Source organism: Bradyrhizobium genosp. P (genome assembly GCF_049949265.1).
Lineage (GTDB): Bacteria > Pseudomonadota > Alphaproteobacteria > Rhizobiales > Xanthobacteraceae > Bradyrhizobium.
Genome location: NZ_CP188195.1, coordinates 2,153,709 through 2,173,534, shown reverse-complemented (window position 1 = coordinate 2,173,534; position 19,826 = coordinate 2,153,709). Strand labels below are relative to the sequence as shown.

At 62.5% G+C, this 19,826-nt stretch carries 20 protein-coding genes; 7 read left to right on the top strand and 13 right to left on the bottom strand.

The window, feature by feature from the left end:
- Positions 1–13: 13 nt before the first annotated feature.
- Both ACP2YO_RS10675 and ACP2YO_RS10670 read right to left on the bottom strand, forming a co-directional pair.
- A complete protein-coding gene (locus ACP2YO_RS10675) occupies positions 14–3,154 on the bottom strand; it encodes an efflux RND transporter permease subunit (protein WP_426440837.1) in 3,141 nt (1,046 codons plus the stop codon).
- A 45-nt stretch (positions 3,155–3,199) separates the two neighbouring features.
- Positions 3,200–4,306, bottom strand: a complete 1,107-nt coding sequence (locus tag ACP2YO_RS10670; RefSeq protein ID WP_426440836.1) for an efflux RND transporter periplasmic adaptor subunit — start codon at positions 4,304–4,306, stop codon at positions 3,200–3,202.
- Positions 4,307–4,443: 137 nt separating this feature from the next.
- Between ACP2YO_RS10670 and ACP2YO_RS10665 the strand changes: the two genes are divergently transcribed.
- A complete protein-coding gene (locus ACP2YO_RS10665; RefSeq protein WP_426440835.1) occupies positions 4,444–5,148 on the top strand; it encodes a hypothetical protein in 705 nt (234 codons plus the stop codon).
- 20 nt (positions 5,149–5,168) lie between these two features.
- Entirely contained in the window at positions 5,169–5,543 is a 375-nt protein-coding gene (locus ACP2YO_RS10660; protein WP_426440834.1) for a hypothetical protein, read from the top strand.
- Positions 5,544–5,602: 59 nt separating this feature from the next.
- Here the strand turns inward: ACP2YO_RS10660 and ACP2YO_RS10655 are convergent, their stop codons facing one another.
- From ACP2YO_RS10655 to ACP2YO_RS10645, 3 genes are all read right to left on the bottom strand, one after another.
- Positions 5,603–6,076 carry a hypothetical protein gene (locus ACP2YO_RS10655; protein WP_426440833.1) on the bottom strand — a complete coding sequence of 158 codons (474 nt, stop codon included), beginning with the start codon at positions 6,074–6,076 and terminating at the stop codon, positions 5,603–5,605.
- A gap of 114 nt (positions 6,077–6,190) precedes the next feature.
- Positions 6,191–7,354 (bottom strand): winged helix-turn-helix domain-containing protein, encoded by a 1,164-nt coding sequence (locus tag ACP2YO_RS10650; protein WP_426440832.1) that lies wholly within the window; start codon positions 7,352–7,354, stop codon positions 6,191–6,193.
- Between the two features lie 139 nt (positions 7,355–7,493).
- Positions 7,494–8,909: a caspase family protein gene (locus ACP2YO_RS10645; RefSeq protein ID WP_426440831.1), complete on the bottom strand. Its 1,416-nt coding sequence runs from the start codon at positions 8,907–8,909 to the stop codon at positions 7,494–7,496.
- 373 nt (positions 8,910–9,282) lie between these two features.
- Here ACP2YO_RS10645 and ACP2YO_RS10640 point away from each other — a divergent pair, with 373 nt between their 5' ends.
- Both ACP2YO_RS10640 and ACP2YO_RS10635 read left to right on the top strand, forming a co-directional pair.
- Positions 9,283–9,915, top strand: a complete 633-nt coding sequence (locus ACP2YO_RS10640; RefSeq protein WP_426440830.1) for an OmpA family protein — start codon at positions 9,283–9,285, stop codon at positions 9,913–9,915.
- 116 nt (positions 9,916–10,031) lie between these two features.
- On the top strand, positions 10,032–10,385 hold the full coding sequence (locus ACP2YO_RS10635) for a hypothetical protein (protein ID WP_426440829.1): 354 nt from the start codon (positions 10,032–10,034) through the stop codon (positions 10,383–10,385).
- 18 nt (positions 10,386–10,403) lie between these two features.
- On the opposite strand, the gene ACP2YO_RS10630 is transcribed toward ACP2YO_RS10635, so the two are convergent.
- A complete protein-coding gene (locus ACP2YO_RS10630) occupies positions 10,404–11,708 on the bottom strand; it encodes a phospholipid carrier-dependent glycosyltransferase (protein WP_426440828.1) in 1,305 nt (434 codons plus the stop codon).
- Between the two features lie 252 nt (positions 11,709–11,960).
- On the opposite strand from ACP2YO_RS10630, the gene ACP2YO_RS10625 reads away from it, so the two are divergent.
- Positions 11,961–12,542 carry a hypothetical protein gene (locus ACP2YO_RS10625; protein ID WP_426440827.1) on the top strand — a complete coding sequence of 194 codons (582 nt, stop codon included), beginning with the start codon at positions 11,961–11,963 and terminating at the stop codon, positions 12,540–12,542.
- Positions 12,543–12,638: 96 nt separating this feature from the next.
- On the opposite strand, the gene ACP2YO_RS10620 is transcribed toward ACP2YO_RS10625, so the two are convergent.
- From ACP2YO_RS10620 to ACP2YO_RS10610, 3 genes are all read right to left on the bottom strand, one after another.
- On the bottom strand, positions 12,639–13,127 hold the full coding sequence (locus tag ACP2YO_RS10620; RefSeq protein WP_426440826.1) for a VOC family protein: 489 nt from the start codon (positions 13,125–13,127) through the stop codon (positions 12,639–12,641).
- 30 nt (positions 13,128–13,157) lie between these two features.
- The gene (locus ACP2YO_RS10615) at positions 13,158–13,589 is read right to left on the bottom strand and encodes a VOC family protein (RefSeq protein WP_426440825.1); all 432 of its coding nucleotides are present in this window, start codon (positions 13,587–13,589) and stop codon (positions 13,158–13,160) included.
- 106 nt (positions 13,590–13,695) lie between these two features.
- On the bottom strand, positions 13,696–14,727 hold the full coding sequence (locus tag ACP2YO_RS10610; protein ID WP_426440824.1) for an alpha/beta hydrolase: 1,032 nt from the start codon (positions 14,725–14,727) through the stop codon (positions 13,696–13,698).
- Positions 14,728–14,952: 225 nt separating this feature from the next.
- Between ACP2YO_RS10610 and ACP2YO_RS10605 the strand changes: the two genes are divergently transcribed.
- On the top strand, positions 14,953–16,479 hold the full coding sequence (locus ACP2YO_RS10605; RefSeq protein WP_426440823.1) for an amidohydrolase family protein: 1,527 nt from the start codon (positions 14,953–14,955) through the stop codon (positions 16,477–16,479).
- 97 nt (positions 16,480–16,576) lie between these two features.
- Here ACP2YO_RS10605 and ACP2YO_RS10600 read toward each other — a convergent pair whose 3' ends face one another.
- Both ACP2YO_RS10600 and ACP2YO_RS10595 read right to left on the bottom strand, forming a co-directional pair.
- Positions 16,577–17,314 (bottom strand): enoyl-CoA hydratase/isomerase family protein, encoded by a 738-nt coding sequence (locus tag ACP2YO_RS10600; protein ID WP_426440822.1) that lies wholly within the window; start codon positions 17,312–17,314, stop codon positions 16,577–16,579.
- Between the two features lie 54 nt (positions 17,315–17,368).
- Positions 17,369–17,890 carry a cupin domain-containing protein gene (locus ACP2YO_RS10595; RefSeq protein ID WP_426440821.1) on the bottom strand — a complete coding sequence of 174 codons (522 nt, stop codon included), beginning with the start codon at positions 17,888–17,890 and terminating at the stop codon, positions 17,369–17,371.
- A 140-nt stretch (positions 17,891–18,030) separates the two neighbouring features.
- Between ACP2YO_RS10595 and ACP2YO_RS10590 the strand changes: the two genes are divergently transcribed.
- Positions 18,031–18,246 (top strand): CsbD family protein, encoded by a 216-nt coding sequence (locus ACP2YO_RS10590; protein ID WP_426440820.1) that lies wholly within the window; start codon positions 18,031–18,033, stop codon positions 18,244–18,246.
- A gap of 57 nt (positions 18,247–18,303) precedes the next feature.
- Here the strand turns inward: ACP2YO_RS10590 and ACP2YO_RS10585 are convergent, their stop codons facing one another.
- Positions 18,304–19,293, bottom strand: coding sequence for a D-2-hydroxyacid dehydrogenase family protein (locus ACP2YO_RS10585; RefSeq protein ID WP_426440819.1), 990 nt, complete (start codon positions 19,291–19,293; stop codon positions 18,304–18,306).
- 28 nt (positions 19,294–19,321) lie between these two features.
- Positions 19,322–19,780 (bottom strand): FKBP-type peptidyl-prolyl cis-trans isomerase, encoded by a 459-nt coding sequence (locus ACP2YO_RS10580; protein ID WP_426440818.1) that lies wholly within the window; start codon positions 19,778–19,780, stop codon positions 19,322–19,324.
- Positions 19,781–19,826: the final 46 nt, after the last annotated feature.

Genomic DNA, 19,826 nt, shown 5'->3' with positions numbered 1-19,826 from the left:
ACTCAATGTTCATTTATTCGGCCGCTTCAGCAAGCGGAATTGCGTGCTTTGCATCTCCGGCATGCTGCGGCGCAGTATCGGTTTGCTCGATGGGTCCGCTTTCGTCGAGGGTCTTGCGGAACCAGAGGGCGTAGAGGCCCGGCAGATACAGCAAGGTCAGGAAAGTCGCAACAAACAGACCGCCCATGATCGTGATCGCCATCGGCCCCCAGAACGCCGAGCGCGATAGCGGGATCATGGCGAGGATCGCCGCAAGCGCTGTCAGCACCACCGGCCGGGCGCGGCGCACGGTGGCCTCCACGATCGCTTCCCGCCGCGTCAGGCCGGAGGACACGTCGCTCTCGATCTGGTCGACCAGGATGACCGCGTTGCGCATGATCATGCCGGCGAGCGCGATCAGGCCGAGCAGCGCCACGAAGCCGAACGGCTGGTTGGCGACGTTGAGCCCGAGCGAAGCGCCGACGATGCCGAGCGGCGCCGTGAGGAACACCAGGAACAGGCGGGAGAAGCTCTGCAGCTGGATCATCAGGAGCGTCAGCATCACCATCACCATCACGGGGAAGAGGACGAAGATCGACGCATTGCCCTTGGCGGATTCCTCGAACGCCCCGCCCGGCTCGATCCGGTAGGCCGGCTCGAGATGATCCTGGATGTCCTTCAGCTTCGGCGAGATCTGATTGGTGACGTCTGGCGCCTGCACGCCGTCGACGACGTCGGAGCGCACGGTGATCGCCATGTCGCGGTTGCGCCGCCACAGGATCGGTTCCTCATGGGCATATTCGATCTTCGCAATCTGCTGCAGCGGCACGGCCACGCCGTTGCGTGATGTGACCGTGAGGTCGCCGACGCGGCCAAGATCGAGCCGCTCGGACGGCACGGCGCGGGCGACCACGCCGACCTTCTCGATGCCGTCGCGGATGGTGGTGACCGGCACGCCGGAGATCAGCATCGCCAGCGCCTGCGAGACGTCCTGCGGGGTGAGGCCGAGCGCGCGGGCGCGGTCCTGGTCGACGACCAGCTTCAGGTAGGGCGACTGCTCGTTCCAGTCGAGCTGGACGTCCTTGACATTGGGATTCTGGCGCATCACCTCGCGCACCTTGTAGGCGATGTCGCGCACCTTGTTGGCATCGGGCCCGATCACGCGGAACTGGACCGGGAAGCCGACCGGCGGCCCGAAGTTGAAGCGATCGACCCGGACCCGCGCCTCGTTCAGCGCGCCGTCAGCCGCTGCCTGCTCGATCTTCGCCTTGACGCGCTCGCGCGCGTCGACGTTCTTGGCGAGAATGACGATCTCTGCAAACGCCTCGTTCGGCAGTTGGGGGTTGAGGCCGAGCCAGAACCGCGGCGAGCCCTGACCGACATAGGCCGTATAGGTCGCGATGTCCTGATCGTCCTTGAGCAGCGTCTCGGCCTTCTTGACGGCCTTTTCGGTCACGTTGAAGGCGGTGCCCTCGGGCAGCCGGAGCTGCAGGAACAGCTCGGGCCGCTCCGACAGCGGGAAGAACTGCTGCTGGACATGGCCGAACGCGACGATCGAGGCGACGAAGATGCCGACGGTCGCCGCCACCACCGTGATGCGGTGATCGACGCACCACTGCACGATGCTGCGCAAACCCCGGTACATCCGGGTCTCGTAGACCGCGTGCGGATCGTGGTTGGCGTGAACCTTGATGTTCGGCAGCAGCTTGACGCCGATATAGGGCGTGAAGATCACCGCGACGAACCAGGAAGCAACCAGCGAGATCGCTACGATCCAGAAGATGCTGCCGGCATATTCGCCGACCGCCGAATTGGCAAAGCCGATGGGGAGGAAGCCAGCGGCCGTGACCAGCGTCCCCGTGAGCATCGGAAACGCGGTGGATTCCCAGGCAAAGGACGCGGCACGGTAGCGGTCCCAGCCCTGTTCCATCTTCACCACCATCATCTCGACCGCGATGATGGCGTCGTCGACCAGGAGGCCGAGCGCGATGATCAAGGCGCCCAAGGTGATGCGATGCAGATCGAGCGACATCGCGTTCATCACGATGAAGACGATGCCGAGCACCAGCGGCACCGACAGTGCCACAACGATGCCGGTGCGCCAGCCGAGCGCGACAAAGGAGACGAACAGCACGATTGCGAGCGCTTCGACAAAGGAGTGCATGAACTCGCCGACGGCATGCTCGACCACCTGAGGCTGGTCGGCGATCTGCTTGACATCGATGCCCTGTGGCACGGCGCTCATGAATTCGGCAGTGGCCTTTTCGACGTCCTTGCCAAGCTCGAGGATGTTGGCGCCCTTGGCGGTGACGACGCCGATGCCGAGGGCCGGCTTGCCTTCCTGGCGCACCACGAAGCTCGGCGGATCGACATAACCATGGGTGACGGTGGCGATGTCACCGAGCCGGAACACGCGGCCGTTGCTCTCGACCGGCGTCTCTGCAACCGCCTTGACGCCGTCGAGCGCGCCGGTGACACGCAGCGGCACGCGCTGCGACGAGGTCTCGACCGTGCCGGCCGGCGTGACGTTGTTCTGCTTGGCGAGCGAATCGAACAGCGCCTGGGGCGTGATACCGAGGGTCGCGAGCTTGGCATGCGAGAACTCGACGAAGATGCGCTGGTCCTGGATGCCGTAGAGGTCGACCTTGGTCACCCCTGGCACCTTCAGGAGGCGTTGGCGAAAGCCTTCGGCTGATGTCTTGAGCTGGGCGTAGTTGGCGCCGTCGCCGGTCATCATATAGAGAATCGAATCGACGTCGGAGAATTCATCGTTGACGACGGGGCCGAGGATGCCGGCCGGCAAGTCGCCCTGCACGTCGACCAGCTTCTTGCGCAGGAGATAGAAGAGGTAGGGCACATCCTTCGGCGGCGTCGAATCCTTGAAGGTGACCTGCATCGCCGTGAAGCCCGGCTTGGAATAGGTCTGCACCTTGTCGAAGAACGGCAGCTCCTGCAGTTTCTTCTCGATGGGGTCGGCGACCTGCATCTGCATTTCCTGCGAGGTCGCACCGGGCCATAGCACCGAGACGTTCACCACCTTCACGGTGAAGAACGGATCCTCGGCGCGGCCCAGCTTCTGATAGGAGAAGTAGCCGGCGGCGGCGAGCACGATCATCAGGAACAGCACCAGCGTCTGATGGCTGACCGCCCACGCCGACAGATTGAAGCGCTTCATATCACTCTCCAATTCGCAGTACTGTTTTCGCCGTGATTGCCGGGATCAGAACGCCAGTGCCGAGACGACCCGGACCTTCTGGCTCGGATCGAGCTTCTGGACGCCGAGCGCGACGACCTTGGCGCCGTCGTCGACGCCGCTGGTGATGACGACGCAGTTGCTGTCATAGGCCTTCACCTTGACCGGCTTCAGCGCGATCTCGCCCTTGTCGTCGACGATGTAGAGCGAGGGATCGCCGCCCTGGCTGTACAGCGCCGACAGCGGCAGCTTCGCCACCCGCTGGGTCGCGCCGTCAGCCAGCGTCAGCGTCGCGGTCATGCCGAGCGAGACGTCGTCACCGGCGTCGGGCAGCGAGAACTTTGCGAGATAGGTGCGGGTGGCGGGATCGGCTGACGGCGCGACCTCGCGCAGCTTTGCGGCATAGGTCTTCTTGGCGTCCGTCCACAGCGTCACCGTGGCAACGCCCGACCTGGCACGAGCGAGAAGCGTCTCGGGGATCGCGACGACCGCTTCCTTCTCGCCAAGTCGGGCGACACGGATCGATGCCTGGCCCGCGGCAACCACCTGGCCGGGCTCGATCATGGTCGCTGTGACGACACCACGGGTGTCGGCTACCAGCGTTGCGTAAGACAGCGAGTTCCTGGTTAGTTCGACCGAGCGCTCGGCGCGGTTCAGCCGCGCGCGGGCCTCGTCGCCAGCGGCCTTGGCCGAATCGAGCGCGGCGTCGGTGGTCCAGCCCTTGACCTTCAGATCCTTGGCGCGCTGCTCGGCGGCGGCAGCTTGCGCCAGCACGCCGGTGGCGGCAGTGAATTCAGCCTCGGCCTGCTCGGCCTGCAGCTTCAGGTCGACCTCGTCGAGGGTGGCCAAGGGCTGGTTGACGTCGACTGTCTGTCCGACCTCAACCAGCCGCTTGGCCACTTTGCCGGTGACCCGAAAGCCCATATCGGCTTCGATCCGGGGCTTGATCGTGCCGACAAAACTGCGCTCAGGGGTCTCGGCTTCGTAATGGACGGTCGCCACCAGAACGGGGCGTCCCGGATCGGCCTTTTCGGCCACCTTTTCATTACAGCCAGTCAGCGCGAACACCGCAAGTGCCAGCAACGCCCCAGTCAAGAGCCTGTAATAGCTGGACAAAACGGAATGAACGAACATCTGAACTCTCCATCAGCTGATGACTGATGAAGAGTATCAATTGATCACTGATAAATGTCAATATTCGTCAATGAACACTGGTTCGTGAACTAAAGCCTCTTATGGCCTCAAGGGCGCAACCACGTTACTGTCACCAGATGCTGCAAACTGTCGACCACAAGAACGCCTCGACGCTTGGAATCGGCTCTTACACCGTTCCCGAGGCCGCTAGGCTGCTCAAAATCCGGCCGCTCAACATTCGGCGATGGCTCGGCGGATACAGTTATACGCAAGGCGAAAAAACCGTTGAAATGCCGCCCTTGTGGACGCCGCAGTTGCCTGCCTACGACCACCACATAGAGCTGGGGTTCCGCGATTTGATCGAACTCCGCGTCGTCAAGAGTTTTTTGGACGCCGGCCTCTCCCTCATCACGGTTCGCAATTGTCTTGAATATGCCCGCGAGTGCGCTGGCGACGGTCATCCCTTTTCCACGCGCCGCTTCCGGACAGATGGCCGCACAATTTTCCTTGAAAGCTTGCGTCGAACCAGCGATGGCGAACTTCTGGACCTGAAAAGCCATCAGTACGTCATCAAGAAAGTTATCGACCGCACCTTTAAGGACCTGGACATATCACACGATATTGTCACGCGCTGGCGGCCCTTTGAGGGAAAGCAGAGCATCGTGATCGACCCAATGCGCGCTTTTGGGCAGCCGATCACGAACGCCTACGGCGTGCCGACCGTCGTGCTAGTTGACGCAATGAACGCCGAAGGCTCTGTAGATCGTGTTAGTCGGCTATATGAGGTATCGCCGTCTGCGGTTAGAGATGCAGTGAAGTTTGAACAATCACTTGCTGCGTGAAGATCTTTTTTGACCACAACATGTCCCCGGCGATGGCCCGAGCCTTCCGCGAATTGTTTAAGGGTGAACACGAAGTCACATATCTTGCTGAGAGATATCCGCGGAACATCAGCGATATCGATTGGATCGCTGACCTCAGTAAGGACGGACAGTGGATCGTCATCTCCGGCGACCGACGCATCACTCGAAACCGCGCAGAATATCACACCTTCCGCAATTCCAACTTGATCGGGCTCTTTCTCTCTCAAGGCCTCTATAAGGCCCCTGTAATAAAGCAAACGGAGCGCATCTTGGCGCTCTGGCCAGTGATCCTAACCATCCCCGCGACTGTTCAGGGCGGAGCGATGTACGAACTACCCGTCAAGAGCACCAAGCTGCGCCAGTTGAAGATTTAAGTATTCCGTCGCGGCGATCGCCGTCGCGATGAGCGCCTATGCGAACGACGATCAGGCATTCATCGATGCCATCTCATCAATAACCTGTGAATAAACCAAAGCGCACCGCTGGCGCGGTCTTCGACCCGAAACATTTTCTCACCCAGCCCTTCGTAGACTCGCAACTGTAGTAACCCGCCCGCATGCGGACGGACATCTAACACCGAAGCAGGCCACGAATGGCTATTCTTAAGAGACATCCGAACAATTGCAGTCGGCTGAGCGATGGAGCGGCACCGCTTCCAGAAATCACTAACCCTGACGGAGAAGGACGGACCATAAATCGTGAACGCCTGACCGACGTGCTGGACGGCTTGGCTCGAGATCTCAGGCTTGCTTATTGGATGCGTGTTGCAACCGCCCTGTGCGTGCTCGTGGTTCTGGTCGTATTGATCTTTCATGTGTCTAATCAGCCAAACCTGTTGGCTGCCGTTGTCGCTGGAGCCGGCATTACGATTGGTGGAACGATCGCGACGCTTAAGCAAGTAACGCATGAGATGGCCCGTATCGGATTGCTGCTCGCAGTTGCACCAGAACTTACGCTCGAAGCTCTTACGGATCTTGCGAAAACGGTTGCAAAAAGGCCTGATAACAGCGACGTCGTTCCCCTATTCCGCCAGCTGAAACTCCTCGAACCGATCCAGCTCCTCCTCGATGCGGCGCTTCAGCTCCTTGCGCGCCGCTTGTTTCTTGCCCGGCCCGACCCAGCTCCATTTCTGCATCAGGAGCTTTTTGTTCTGCCGGTCGGTCTTGAGGTCGAGGGCGGCGACGATCTCGTCACCGACCAGCACCGGCAGCGCGAAATAACCAAACAGACGCTTTTCTTTCGGCACATAGGCCTCGAAACGATGGCCATAGCCGAAAATGAGCTCGGTGCGCTTGCGCTGGATAATCAATGGATCGAACGGCGAGAGGATGTGGACGAGCCCCGGATCGCCTTCGCCCGCGGGTTCGAGCATGTCGGGCCGCGCCCAATGCTCCTGCTTGCCGGCACCCTCGATCGCGATCGGAAGCAGCTCCTTGCGGCGGACGCGGGTGTCGATCAGGCGGCGCACCGCCTTCTTGCTGGGCGCATCGAGATGACAGATCGAGTCCAGGCTGACGATGCCTTGCGAGCGCAGCGCACGGTCGAGCAGATAGGCGACGAAGGCGGATGCCGATGCCGGCTTCGGCGGCTTGTCCCAGCCGAAATGCCTGATCATCAACTCATAGGTCTTCAGCATGCCGGTGCGCTCGCTGACCGTGACCGCGCCGCCATAGAAGGCGAGTTGCAGCGCGCGCTTGGAGGGTTTGCGGCTCTGCCAGAGATGCTCCTTCTCGGTCAGCACGTCGTCGTCGATGTCGCGGATGGTGAGCGGACCGGCGCGCAGCAGCCGCATCACCTTGCGTGTGTCTGCCGGCGTCACCGACGAGAACCATTTGTGGCCCTCGCGCCGGTGCGCCTTCATCGCCGGCAGGAAGAAGCCGATGTCCTTGGAAGGAATGTAGGACAGCGCATGCGTCCAGTATTCGAATACGCTCTTGTCGGCCCTCTGCGCCTGCTTGAGGTCGGCGCGCCGGTAGTTCGGGATACGGGAAAACAGGATGTGGTGGTGGCAGCGCTCGATCACATTGATGGTGTCGATCTGCACATAACCGAGATGATCGACCGCGGCGGCGACGGCGGAAGCGCCCTCGCCGAACGGCGCTTGGGTGTCGAGCCGCTGCGCACGCAGCCAGATTCGGCGGGCAGAGGCAGTGCTCAGGGAAAGGGGTTCGGTGGCGCGGGGCATCAGCGCGCAATGTAGCGAGATTCGCGCAGGTTTGCAGAGCGGCCGGGCAAATATCAGCTACGCATCATCAGCTACGCATCACCGTCAAAGGAAGAAGGCGGCCCTGAGGCCGCCTTCGATGTGTTCAGATTTCAGAACCTCAGTGACGGAACAGTCCCCCCATGAAGCCACCGAAGAAGGCGCCCGGGCCACCGCCGCCGCGACGATAGTGGCGGCCACCACCGCCACCGCCGCCACCATGGTGGCGCGACGGACGGGCGGGCTCGTCGTCGGAATCGTCGCTGGCGGCCGAGGCAACGTGGGTCGACAGGATCTCATTCTGCAGCGCCTTGTGCTGCAGCGCGTTGAGATAGCCGCTCTTCGGATAGCCGCGGGCGGCCTGCCAGCGGGTGATCACGGTGCGGGTGGTGTCGTCGAACTTGCCCGAGACCTTGACGTCGAAGCCGAGGGTGGTGAGCCGGCGCTGCACGTCGCGGCGCTGGTTGCGATCGAGCCCGAGCTGGTCCTCGCTCACCTGGGTCGCTTCGTCGGTGAAGGTCGCCGGATCGGTGTCGGTGCCGGTGGTGAGGTTGCGCGTCGTGGTCGAGGGGCCGTCCTGCAGCGAGGCGATACGGGCGAGCGCGATCGGCTTGAAGGTGCCGTTCGGATATTTGGTGAGATAGGCGTTGAGCTCTTCGACCTTGTTGGTGTCCTTGATCGAGCGCCAGAACTCGATCTCGACCTCGGAGCCGGTTCCGGACGCTGCCACCGCCTCGGTCGTCGCGATTTCGGCCGAGGGCGCCGCCGCCGGATTGAGATAGACGGTGCCGATCAGGTTGGTGTGGCCCCAGGGCAGCTGGCCCTTGTTGGTCTCCTCGTTGACCTGGGCGCGGACCTTGGTCATGGCCTGCTGGATCTCGACGCCGGGGGCGGCGATGTTGGCGAGCAGCGCGCGGGTGAACGGGCTGTTGGTGCCGTTCTCGCCGTCGAGTGCGGTCTGGCCCGGGCCGGTCGCAAACGCGATCAGGGTGCCCTCGCCCGACTTCATCTCGGCAAGGCCGCTCTCCACGCTGACGCTGCGGGTGGCCTTGGCCGAACGGATCTTGGCGGCAAACGGATTGTCGCGGCAGGCGTCGAGCAACACCAGCTTGACCTTGGCGTCGCCCATGGTCTGCTCGAGCGTGAGATCGACGTTGATCGCGGCGCCAAGCTTGACGTCCATTTCGGATTTCAGGTCGGCGTCGACCGGAAGCAGATAGTTGGTGCCGTTCACTGCGATGCCGTGACCGGCATAGAAGAACACCGCGACGTCGGCGCCTCCCGCCTTGGTGCCGAATTCCAGGAGCTTTTCGGTCATCTTGTCGCGGGTCAGGTTCGATCCCTCGACGACCTCGAAGCCGACATTGCGCAGCAATTTGGCCATCGCCTTGGCATCGGCCGGTGGATTGGGCAGTTGCGCCACGTTCCTGTAGGCGCCGTTGCCGACCACGAAAGCCACCCGCTTGTCGGCAAGCGCTGCATCTGCGCTGATTAGAAATCCCGCCAGTGATAGAGCTGCAATCAAAAGCCGCCGCATGATCCACTCTCCCCTTGCCTTGACCTCGGGGCGTGCTGCCCGGGAGGTCCTCATCCGATGGGTGCAATGTGATCCCGCGCGCAATTCTCTACCGTGATGCAGATCACACAGGACATCGCGCCGCTCGAACGCGGTCGAACGACGATGCGACGTGGCACCGGGCGACGGCTCTGGGAAGCCGGGAGACGGCTCTGGGAACACGACTCAAAGGAGTGCCCCCTCGCCTGCCCTTACCGATGGACGGACAGCGAAATGGGGCCGGCAAGTCCAACGTGACCTAGATCACATTCAGGGCTTTGAACCGATCCTACTGTCCCCGCATCAAATCGACAGCAAGCCAGACTGGCTGGCGTCACAGTAGAGGACGAAAACCATGACCCGCTCTGTTTCCCTGTCTCTTCTGACGATCGGCGCTGCGCTGTCGATGACGGCGGGCCTCGCACTGGCTGGTGACGGCTTCGTCCCGGCCAACCAGATCCTGAATGCGCTGAAGCCGAAGCCGCTCACCCGCGGCCTGTCGGCCGGCCCGCAGGTTGACCCGGCCACCACGGCCCAGGAATCGAGCTTCCTCAATAGCGTCCGCAACCGGCAGACCCGCTCGCTGTCGCTTGGTGAACGCCAGGAGATCGCCGAGATCGCCTCGAACAAGCCGAAGATCGATCTGGAGGTTCACTTCGACTACAACTCGGCGGATATCAGCAGGGGCTCGACCCAGGCCGTGCAGGAGCTCGGCAAGGCGCTGTCCGACACCAGCCTGAAGGGCTCGACCTTCGTGGTCGCCGGCCACACCGATGCGATCGGCGGCGAGGCCTATAACCAGGATCTGTCGGAGCGCCGCGCCGACACCATCAAGAGATATCTGGTCGATCACTACGGCCTGAACGGCTCCAACCTCGTGACCGTCGGCTACGGCAAGGACAGGCCGAAGGACCCGAACGCACCGATGGACCCGGCCAACCGCCGCGTGCAGGTCGTGAACATGGACACCAAAACCGCGTCGCAATAACGTCCACGCATTCAATCCGCCTGTCGGAAACGGCAGGCGGATCGCTCGATTTCAAAATTCCATTTCCACCAGCCGCGGCTGAACGGCCCGGCGAATTGCCCCTGGGGAATATCAACATGAGAAAGCAATTGACGGGCATTGCCATTGCGGCACTGCTGACCATCAGCTCATCGCTGGCACGTGCCGACGACGCCCCCGTGGCAAAGGACGCCGCGGCCCCGGCGGCCGCCGCCGCCGCGCCGGCGCAGGGCGAGACGCCGGCAAGCGTGCCGCGGCCGTCGATCGTACCGAAGGCCGCGGAGGAGGCATCGCCACAGCCGGCGGCGGCCGAACCCGTGCCGCGCCGCCATCGCCGTTACGCCCATCGCCATTACCGGCGCTACGCCTATTGGGAGCCGTTCCCGATCTTCTGGCCGCATTTTCACCGGCACCACATCTCCTGGAGCCGGATTTCCTGGTTCGGCATCTGATTCCGAGGCGACCGGATCTCAGATCCAGTTCTTGAACAGCATGAGCCGATTGAACGTCGCCATCGACGTCTCGATGAAGGCGGCCGTAATCGGCAGCATCGCGACGAAGCCGGCGCATCCGAGGGCGACGAACGCCCAGAGCAGCCAGCGCGGTGTGCCCTTGCGCGTCAATGCATAGACCAGCACAAAGCTCGCCGTGGTCGCGGCCGGCAGATAGTAATAGATGAAGCCGAGCGTCCGCGGCAGCAACGCCCAGGCGAAATACGGGCCGAGGTAGAACGCAAGCACCAGGAATGCATCACGCTTGCGCGCGACGATCCAGTCGCGCAGCGCTACCGCGAGCGCGATCAGCGCGGGCCACAGGATCAGCGGATTGCCGAGAAATACGACCGCCGCGATCCGGCCGTCGTCCACCTTGTCGAACAGATACCAGACCGGCCGCACGAGGAACGGCCAGGACGGCCATGAGCTCGAATAGGGATGTCCGGCGATCGCGCTGGTGGTGTTGTCGGCAAAGATGCGGCGCTGCGCCTCGATGAGATCGGCGAGCGAGAGGCCATACAGTGGCACAAAGGTCGCGAGATAGACGACCGCCGGAATCAGCATGAAACAGGCGATGAAGTGATGGACGCGGAAATCCGGCCATAGATCCGGCTGGTACCAATCCTCAGGATTGCCGTCGGCAAAGCGCGTGCGCCAGCTCTGCATCAGGCAGATCGTCGCTGTTATCGCGATGCAGGTCGCGAGCACGAACAGCCCGCTCCATTTGCAGGCAGCCGATAAGCCCACGGCAAACCCCGCCAGCGCGAAGGCGAGCTGCGGCCGGCTTTGCCTGAAGCCATGGATGAAGGCCGCGATCGCAAACAGGCTGAAGGCGAGCGCGAAAATATCCAGCATCGCGATCCGCGACTGCACGAACAGCATCTGGTTGAAGAAGGCGAGCAGCACGGCCGCTACCGCGGGCCCCTGAGATGCGAACAGCGCGAGCGCGCAGAGATAGACGCCGACCAGCGCAAGCGCACCAAATAACGTCGCGGGATAGCGCCATCCCAGCGGCCGGTCGCCGAACGCCTTGATCGAGAGCGCGATGATCTCCTTGGCGAGCGGCGGATGCATCGGGTTGAGCATCGGCTCCTGGATCACCGGCAGGAGCATCTGCCGCGCCGCCGGCACGTAGTGCACCTCGTCGAAATAGAGCTTGTCCGGCGTTGTGATGCCGAGCAACAGCACGAAGTGCGCCACGACGAAGATCGCAGCAGCAACGATCGCCGTGCGTGCGGCCGGACGCCGCAGAACTGAATGTGATGCTGATACGGAGATCACTGGTGGCGTGTGATGTGATGGAAGCGGGTGTGAGCGAAGTTTGACGTGGGGAAGTGTGACGTGCGCCGGTGCGATCTTCTGTGACGAGTGTGATCCGATCTCACTTTCATGTCCACCGCATTGAACGCCTTTCCAAGCCATCGACACTAACTAACAAGTCAACACAGCGCCGCCTTGCGAGCGAGCCATGGTTGAGGCTCCCTGCTGGCAATGATTATCTGCGCTCTTCAGCCGTTCGAGCGGAGCAGCCTCATGGCCGGTGATGACCGCAATATCTGGATAGTGGGTTCCAGCTATACGCTGATCATTCTCGCAGTTCTGCAGATCATTGATCTGGCATTGACGCTTCGGCACTCGTTGCAAGAGCGCAAAGGCCGGTTGTGGCGCTACTTCGGTGCGATTGCCGGGGTCAAGATACCCGACGGCTTCGGTCAGGTCGTATTCTTCGGAGGCCTGATCCTTTCACTGTGGGTCGTCGGGCTGCTCGGCATCACGGGCACGGTGCTCTGGCAAACACCGCTGGCGTTCGGTTGCCTCGGTGCAATGATCGGGTGCAGGATTTCCGACAGCTTGTTTTCTCACATCCTGCCAGACAACGCGGGCTATCGACCCAATCCGGGACTGCAGTCGGTGCGGTCTTACTTCATCGAGGTGCTGTTTCTTGTGGGTCTGTTCTATCCAACCCTGCGCATGCATAGTTTCCCGGTGCTGGCGGGATTCATCATTGGCGCGCTGTTCTTTTATGCGATCATTCCGGTCCTGAAGACGGTCGGGCGCCTGGTCTTCGCGCCGATAGCGCCGTGGCGGAAGGGCGATCCGCAGCCTGAGTGGTGAGACCGTCGAGACGGACACATATATCTCAACAAGGATCTGTGGGTGGGCACGGCGCGAGAGCACCTTTGCCCACCTTGCACATCAACGTCCTGCGCGCTACGCCGCCGACTTGCCCTCATAGGCCTTGCGCAGGGCTTCGATGTCGAGCTTGACCATGCCAAGCATCGCCTGCATCGCGCGCACGGCGCCGGCCCTGTCGGGCCCGTCGGTGTAGTTGCGAATCCCCGCCGGCACGATCTGCCAGGGGACGCCAAAACGATCGCGCACCCAGCCGCACTGCTCCTCCTTGCCGCCATTGGTGAGCAGCGCGTTCCAGAGCCGATCAATCTCGGCCTGATCGACGCAATCGATCGAGAACGACACGGCCCAGTTGTACTCCATCTTCGTCCCCCCGTTCAGCGCCATGAAGCGCTGACCGGCGAGCCTGAAGTAGACCACCAGCACCGTGCCGGCCTTTCCGGCCAGGCCGTCGCCAATATTCCTCTGGACGAAATCGATGCGGGAATCAGGCAGCAGCGAGACATAGAACTTCGCAGCCTCCTCCGCCTCATCCTTGAACCATAGGCAGGGTGACACCTTTGACATGACTGAACTCCTTGCGCGCGCGAAAGGCGATCAGGCGTCAGCGGTCGCGGATTGCGCCTTGGTCGCGGCTGCGACGTCCATCCACATCAGCTCCCAGATGTGACCATCGGGATCCTCGAAGCTGCGGCCATACATGAAGCCGTAATCCTGCTTCGGCGCCGGATCGGCGGTACCGCCGGCCCCCTTGGCCTTGTTCACGGTGTCGTCGACGGCGTCGCGGCTATCCGCGGAGAGGCAGATCAGCACTTCGCTCGCGGTCTTGGCGTCGGAGATTTTCTTGGGCGTGAATTGGCTGAATTTCTCGTGGGTCAACAGCATGGTGTGGATGGTCTCTGATATCACCATGCAGGAGGCGGTATCGTCGGAGAATTGCGGATTTTTGGTCGCGCCGATCGCCTCGTAGAAGGCGGTGGAACGGGCGAGATTGGTGACCGGCAGATTGATGAAGACCATTTTGGCCATGAAGGCGCTCCCTTTTTCTCGGGTTGTGCCCCGAGGACGAACCGCGTGACAGATCCCCGACATGGCAGCGCAAATTTTTCTTGCGGCGTCCTGCCGCGAGGGAGCCTCAGGTCACGACCGGCGCCGGCATGGTCAGGAAGGCCCGCGTCACATGCCAGAACAGCTCGCGGTTGATCGCCAGTGCCACCGAATGTGCGGTGCCGGGCAGGATGATGAACTGCCGGTCGCCATTCGGCAGCTTGTTGAAGAACTCCTCGAGATCGGGAACGGCAGCGATGCCATCATATTCGCCGCGCACCAGCAGCACCGGCGCCAGCACCTTCTCCGGATGCACCACCGGCAGGTTGGCGGTCATGTCGAGATAGGTGCCGGTCGGGATCTGGTCGCCGAACTGCATCTCGACGTCGGCCAGCGCCTCCATCACCGCCGGATCCGACGTGCCCGGTCTGTCGCGGGTTGCGATCGAGCGGATCATGTCACGGTCGCGCTTGCGCATGTTGTGAGTGCGGTAATAGGCGAGCTGCTCGGCGCGTTTCGCCAGCGTCGGCGATCCCTCGCCCTTGTAGGTGAATGCCGCGAACACCAGCCGGTCGATCCGCTCGGGTGCAGCCATCGCGTAGGCGCCGGCGCGCAAGGCACCCGAGGATTCGCCGACGAAGTGATATTTCGCCTGCCCGGTCTCGCGGGCGAGCACTTCGGCGGCCGCCTTCAGGTCCTCGACGCCGCTCGCGATATCGGCGTTTCCCGACGTGCGGCCCGACTTGCCGTAGTTCTCGTGGTCCATGGTCCAGCAATCGAAGCCATAGCGCGCGAATGCATTCAGCAGCGAATATTCGCCCTTGCCTGGCACCGTGAGGTCGAACGCCCTTGAGGTCACCGACGAGCCGTGGACAAAGAACACGACGGGCCGCGCGGGCTCGCCCGGCTTCGGCGCGCCGATCCGCTTGCGAAACATCCACAAGGGAATGTCGCCCTTCTTCGCCCAGTATTCGTTGCTCCAGATCTCGCCATCGGCAGAAACCGCCGTTGCAGCCTGCGCCGGCACGCCGACAAAAGCGCCGGCCGCAGTCGCAACGCCAATGCCCTTGATGACGGTGCGGCGCGAATGGTCGGGCCGCGATTGATCGAAGTGCGTCATGACTGGTCTTCCCTGCGGTTCGGATTCTTCGTCCGGTCTGATCGAGCATAACAGCGCCGGCGCGAAGCCGCGAGCGAGTGGGTGACGTCGGCATCTCACAATGACAAATACGGTGCACGACTTTGTGAACGCGGCGATCGCCGTTCCGCGCGGACGACGGATGGAGTTGAGCTTAGTCTCCGTGCGGCCCGACCGGAAACATCCGGCGTGAAGCGGGAGCAAAGTATGAGCAGCAACCTGACCGAAAAAGAACTTGCCGCCTTAATGCCCTCCGAACTGTGCCAGCACCAGACGCCGATTCCGACCCAGATCGTCTCCAGCGACGAGTTCTATCCCGATCCACAGAACGAACGGCAGCGCGAGGTCGAGGCACGGCTGCTCGCGATGGCCGACGATCTCGGCGGCAAGCAGGGCCTCGACCGTCGGAGATTCTTCCAGACCGCGGCCGGCATGGCGGCCTCCTTTGTCGCGATGAACCAGGTCTACGGCCCGCTGTTCGACGTGACGCCGGCGGAAGCCGCGACGCCCGCGATGGCGCAGGAGCGTGCCAACGGACTGAAAGACCAGTTCATCATGGACATGCACACGCATTTCCTGCGCGACGACACCCGTATCATGGGCTTCGTCGAGATGCGCAAGGCGGTCGGCAAGGCCGGCTGGAACAAGGAGCTCAACGATCATGAGCAAACCATCGAGGACCTGAAGTTCAACAACTACAAGAAGGAGATGTTTCTCGATTCCGACACGAAGATCGCGCTGATCTCCTCGGCCCCGTCGGATATCGAGCAGGACTGGTTCCTGACCAATGAGCAGATGGCCGACGCCCGCAAGAAGATCAACGACGAGGCCGGCTCGCGGCGGATGTTCTGTCACGCCATCTTCACGCCCGGACAGCCCAACTGGCTCGACAAGCTCGACGCTGCGCTGGCGCTGAAGCCGGAGTCCTGCAAGGGCTACACGATCGGCGACAACACCCACAAGGAGATCAGCCGCTATCCCTGGCGGATGGACGACGAGAAGGTCGCCTACAAGGGTTATGAGAGGATGGTGAAGGCAGGCATCAAGAATGTCTGCATCCACAAGGGCCTGTTCCCGCCCGGCATCGAGAAGCAGTATCCGAATTTGCGCGGCTTTGCCGACGTCGCCGATGTCGGCCAGGCGGCCAAGGACTGGCCGCAGCTCAACTTCGTGATCTATCACGCGGCCTACCGCCATGTCGGCGGCGATCCCAAGGTGGCGCTCGCCGAGTTCGAGCGCACTGGCCGCATCGCCTGGACCAGCGATCTCGCCGATATCCCCGCGCAATACGGCGTCAATAATGTCTATGGCGATGTCGGCCAGCTGTTCGCGACCACGCTGGTCGCCGAGCCCAATGTCTGCGCCGCCCTGATGGGCACCCTGATCAAGGGGCTCGGCGTCGATCATGTCTGCTGGGGCACGGATGCGCTGTGGACCGGTGCACCGCAATGGCAGATCGAGGGGCTGCGCCGGCTGGAAATTCCCGAAGCGATGCAGAAGAAGTTCGGCTACGCCCCACTCGGGCCCGCCGAAGGACCGGTGAAGACCGCGATCTTCGGCGATAACAACGCGCGCCTCTACAATATCCAGCCGAAGCGCGCGATGCTGGAACTGAAGGGCGACCGCTTCGCGATGATGAGAGCACAGTACGACAAGGCGGGACCGGAGCCGTCGAATACACGTTACGGCTACGTGGTGCCGACCGGCCCCATCGATCACACGGTGTTTGTGTAGCGCCCTGACCCCGTCATTGCGAGCGAAGCGAAGCAATCCATAGTGCCACACTTCGGATAGATGGATTGCTTCGCTTCGCTCGCAATGACGGCGGGCCCTACTTGCCCGTGAACCTCGGCTTGCGCTTCTCCGCGAAGGCCTTCACGCCTTCCTTGATATCTTCGCTGTCCCTGACTTCATCGAGCAGCCGGCGGACGTCGGCAACCGTCTCCAGCGGCCCCTTCGGCATGGCCTCGCGGGCGAGCTTCTTCAGCGCGCGGACCACCAGCGGCGCGTTGCCGGCGATCTTCGCGGCCATCTCCTGCGCCATCGCGACGTGCTGGCCCTTCGGCACGACCTTGTTGACGAACCCGATCTGGAACGCGCGCTCCGCCGACAATTCCTCGCCGACGAGCAGAAACTCCATCGCGATCTTGTGCGGCATCCGCGCCATCACCGATGAGACGCCGCCCGCGGTGGTGCCGATCTTTCCCTCAGGGTAGATGAAACGTGTCGTCTCCGACGCCACGCACAGATCGGCCATCTGGACCAACACGAAGGCTCCGCCCACGACCCAGCCGGAGGTCGCGGCAATCACCGGCTTGTCCAGCTCCACACCCAGGCCAGGCACTGCGTGCCACATGTTGACGGGGAGGTCACCGACATCGGCGCCGACGGAGAAATACTTCTCTTCCGACGAGGCCAGCACGGCGACGCGATCCTCGCTGTCGCGAAAGCGCAGCCAAGCGTCGCGCAGATCCGCGCACAGCGCGTTGTTGAGCGCATTGTGGTTGTCGCTGCGCGCCATCGTGATGGTCGCGACATAGCCGGCGCTCTCGTAGCGAACGAGTGACATGGACGCCTCCCTTGCATGAAGGCCTCCGCCATAGCGGAGAGCCAAGCTGTTTTCTTACTTCTTTTCGTCGGGATGGCGATGGACCGGATCGACCCACAACACCGACTCGGGCTTCTCCACCGGCTCGATGTCGAGATTGATCGCGACCGCCTCGCCGTCCGAGCGCACCAGCACGCATTCCAGCACCTCGTCGCGGCTGGCGTTGATTTCCTGGTGCGGCACGTAAGGCGGCACAAAGATGAAATCGCCGGGGCCGGCCTCGGCGGTGAACTGCAGCTTCTCGCCCCAGCGCATCCGCGCCTTGCCCTTCACGACATAGATGATGCTTTCGAGATGGCCATGATGGTGCGCGCCGGTCTTGGCGTCCGGCTTGATGCTGACGGTACCCGCCCAGAGTTTCTGCGCGCCGACACGCGCGAAATTGATCGCGGCCTTGCGGTCCATGCCGGCCGTGGACGGCACATTCGAATCGAGTTGATTGCCGGGAATCACGCGCACGCCGTCGTGCTTCCAGCGTTCGTCGTCGTGATGATGATGGTGGTCGTGAGAATGGGTGTGGTCGTGGGAACCGCTCATTGTTCCTGCTTTCGCCAGTTAAGTTTCGTTGCGTGGAACGCTAGCGAAAACAGCGCGCACAGGCGAGCGGAAAATCGGAACCATTGGCCGCTGGCAGACGTTTCCCTTGCGAAGATTCAATGCATTCCGAAGGAGAAGTCATGAGCAGCACCACCGACAAGATCAAGGGTAACGCCAACGAAGCAATGGGCAAGGCCAAGCAGAAAATCGGCGAGGCCACGGGTTCCGAGGAAATGCAGGGCGAAGGCGCGATCCAGGAGGCCAAGGGCAAGGGCCAGAAGGCCGTCGGCGACGCCAAGGAAATCGCCAAGGACGCCGTCAACCGGACGGCCAACGCGGCGAACAAGAACCTCTGATTGCCCGATCAATGTTGAAGAGAGAGGGGCCGGTCTTTTTTCGTGCCCGTAATCCGGTCAGTTCCTGGAGCGCGCCTTCGCAAGCACATCCGGGTTGACGACGTTGGTCGGTGTATCAGCGGCATAGGCCACGATCTGATCGAAAATGTCGGTGAACTGGATTTCGTACTCGTCGCGCGAAACATAGCCGATATGCGGCGTGCAGACGACGTTGTCCATGTTGAGCAGCGGATCGGAGGTGTCGCGCAGCGGCTCCTTCTCGTAGACGTCGACCGCGGCCATACCGGGCCGGCCGGCGCGCAGTGCGTCGACCAGCGCGCCCGGCTCGATCAGCGGCGCCCGGCTGGTGTTGACGATCAGCGCCGTTTCCTTCATGCGCGCGAGATCTTCCGCCTTGACGATGCCGCGCGTCGCGTCGACGAGCCGCATGTGCAGCGACAGCACGTCGCACCGCGCAAAGAAGTCTGCCTTGCTGGCTGATGTCTCGTAGCCGTCGGCGCGCGCCTTCGCCAAGGTGGATTCGCGCGCCCAGACCAGCACCTTCATGCCGAAGGCCTTGCCGTAGCCCGCGATCACGGCGCCGATCCGGCCGTAACCGTAGATGCCGAGCGTCTTGCCGCGCAGGGTCTGGCCGACGCCGATCTGCCATTTGCCGGCCTTCAGCGCCGCCATCTGCTGCGGGATCGCGCGCATCACCGCCAGAATCAAGCCCCAGGTGAATTCGGCGGTGGCGTAGGACGGTGTATCCGCATGCTGGCTCGACGAGACGATGATGCCGAGCCGCGTGCAGGTCTCGATGTCGATATGCGGATAGACGCTGCGCTGGCTGATCAGCTTCAGCTTCGGTAGGCGCTCGAGCAGTGGGGTGCGGATCTGCGTCCGCTCGCGGATCAGAACCAGTACCTCGGTGTCGCGCAGTCGCTCGGCCAGCGTGTCGACATCCCCGACATGATCGTTCCAGATCGTGACGTCGTTGCCGTCGAGCTTATGGAAACAATCGAGGGTGCGCAGCGTGTCGAAATAATCGTCGAGGATCGAGATCTTCATCGCTGCGCCACCCGTTGTTGCATGCTGGTTATTTCACGCCCAGCAATTCGACGTCGAACATCAGAGTCGCATTCGGCGGGATCACGCCGCCGGCGCCGCGCGCGCCATAGCCGAGACTGGGCGGAATGATCAGCGTGCGCTTGCCGCCCACTTTCATCGTGGATACGCCCTCATCCCAGCCCTTGATCACGTGGCCCTGGCCGATCGGAAACTCGAACGGCTCGTTGCGGTCGACGGACGAGTCGAATTTCTTGCCCTTCTGGCCGTTCTCGTAGAGCCAGCCGGTGTAGTGCATGACGCAGGTCTGGCCTGGCTTCGGCGAGGCGCCGGTGCCGACCTTGCTGTCGATGATCTGAAGGCCTGAGGCTGTGGTCATGGGCTTTCCTGCGGTTTGGGCCGCTGCCATCGAACTGACAACGGACGTGGAGACCGCCGCCGCGAGGCTGGCGAACGCGGTCCTGATGATCGTGCGTCGGGAAGATCGCATCTTGCACCTTTCGTGAAGGATCGCCGTCTCTAGCGCAGCGAACGGC

What these genes read in the sequence shown, in the direction of transcription:
- ACP2YO_RS10635 (WP_426440829.1), top strand. Translation starts at nt 10,032, where the DNA reads ATGAGAAAGCAATTGACGGGCATTGCCATTGCGGCACTGCTGACCATC.
- ACP2YO_RS10580 (WP_426440818.1), bottom strand. Translation starts at nt 19,780, where the DNA reads ATGCGATCTTCCCGACGCACGATCATCAGGACCGCGTTCGCCAGCCTC.
- ACP2YO_RS10675 (WP_426440837.1), bottom strand. Translation starts at nt 3,154, where the DNA reads ATGAAGCGCTTCAATCTGTCGGCGTGGGCGGTCAGCCATCAGACGCTG.
- ACP2YO_RS10600 (WP_426440822.1), bottom strand. Translation starts at nt 17,314, where the DNA reads ATGTCACTCGTTCGCTACGAGAGCGCCGGCTATGTCGCGACCATCACG.
- ACP2YO_RS10625 (WP_426440827.1), top strand. Translation starts at nt 11,961, where the DNA reads ATGGCCGGTGATGACCGCAATATCTGGATAGTGGGTTCCAGCTATACG.
- ACP2YO_RS10655 (WP_426440833.1), bottom strand. Translation starts at nt 6,076, where the DNA reads ATGCGTTACTTGCTTAAGCGTCGCGATCGTTCCACCAATCGTAATGCC.
- ACP2YO_RS10665 (WP_426440835.1), top strand. Translation starts at nt 4,444, where the DNA reads ATGCTGCAAACTGTCGACCACAAGAACGCCTCGACGCTTGGAATCGGC.
- ACP2YO_RS10640 (WP_426440830.1), top strand. Translation starts at nt 9,283, where the DNA reads ATGACCCGCTCTGTTTCCCTGTCTCTTCTGACGATCGGCGCTGCGCTG.
- ACP2YO_RS10660 (WP_426440834.1), top strand. Translation starts at nt 5,169, where the DNA reads ATGTCCCCGGCGATGGCCCGAGCCTTCCGCGAATTGTTTAAGGGTGAA.
- ACP2YO_RS10670 (WP_426440836.1), bottom strand. Translation starts at nt 4,306, where the DNA reads ATGTTCGTTCATTCCGTTTTGTCCAGCTATTACAGGCTCTTGACTGGG.
- ACP2YO_RS10610 (WP_426440824.1), bottom strand. Translation starts at nt 14,727, where the DNA reads ATGACGCACTTCGATCAATCGCGGCCCGACCATTCGCGCCGCACCGTC.
- ACP2YO_RS10645 (WP_426440831.1), bottom strand. Translation starts at nt 8,909, where the DNA reads ATGCGGCGGCTTTTGATTGCAGCTCTATCACTGGCGGGATTTCTAATC.
- ACP2YO_RS10615 (WP_426440825.1), bottom strand. Translation starts at nt 13,589, where the DNA reads ATGGCCAAAATGGTCTTCATCAATCTGCCGGTCACCAATCTCGCCCGT.
- ACP2YO_RS10585 (WP_426440819.1), bottom strand. Translation starts at nt 19,293, where the DNA reads ATGAAGATCTCGATCCTCGACGATTATTTCGACACGCTGCGCACCCTC.
- ACP2YO_RS10590 (WP_426440820.1), top strand. Translation starts at nt 18,031, where the DNA reads ATGAGCAGCACCACCGACAAGATCAAGGGTAACGCCAACGAAGCAATG.
- ACP2YO_RS10650 (WP_426440832.1), bottom strand. Translation starts at nt 7,354, where the DNA reads ATGCCCCGCGCCACCGAACCCCTTTCCCTGAGCACTGCCTCTGCCCGC.
- ACP2YO_RS10605 (WP_426440823.1), top strand. Translation starts at nt 14,953, where the DNA reads ATGAGCAGCAACCTGACCGAAAAAGAACTTGCCGCCTTAATGCCCTCC.
- ACP2YO_RS10595 (WP_426440821.1), bottom strand. Translation starts at nt 17,890, where the DNA reads ATGAGCGGTTCCCACGACCACACCCATTCTCACGACCACCATCATCAT.
- ACP2YO_RS10620 (WP_426440826.1), bottom strand. Translation starts at nt 13,127, where the DNA reads ATGTCAAAGGTGTCACCCTGCCTATGGTTCAAGGATGAGGCGGAGGAG.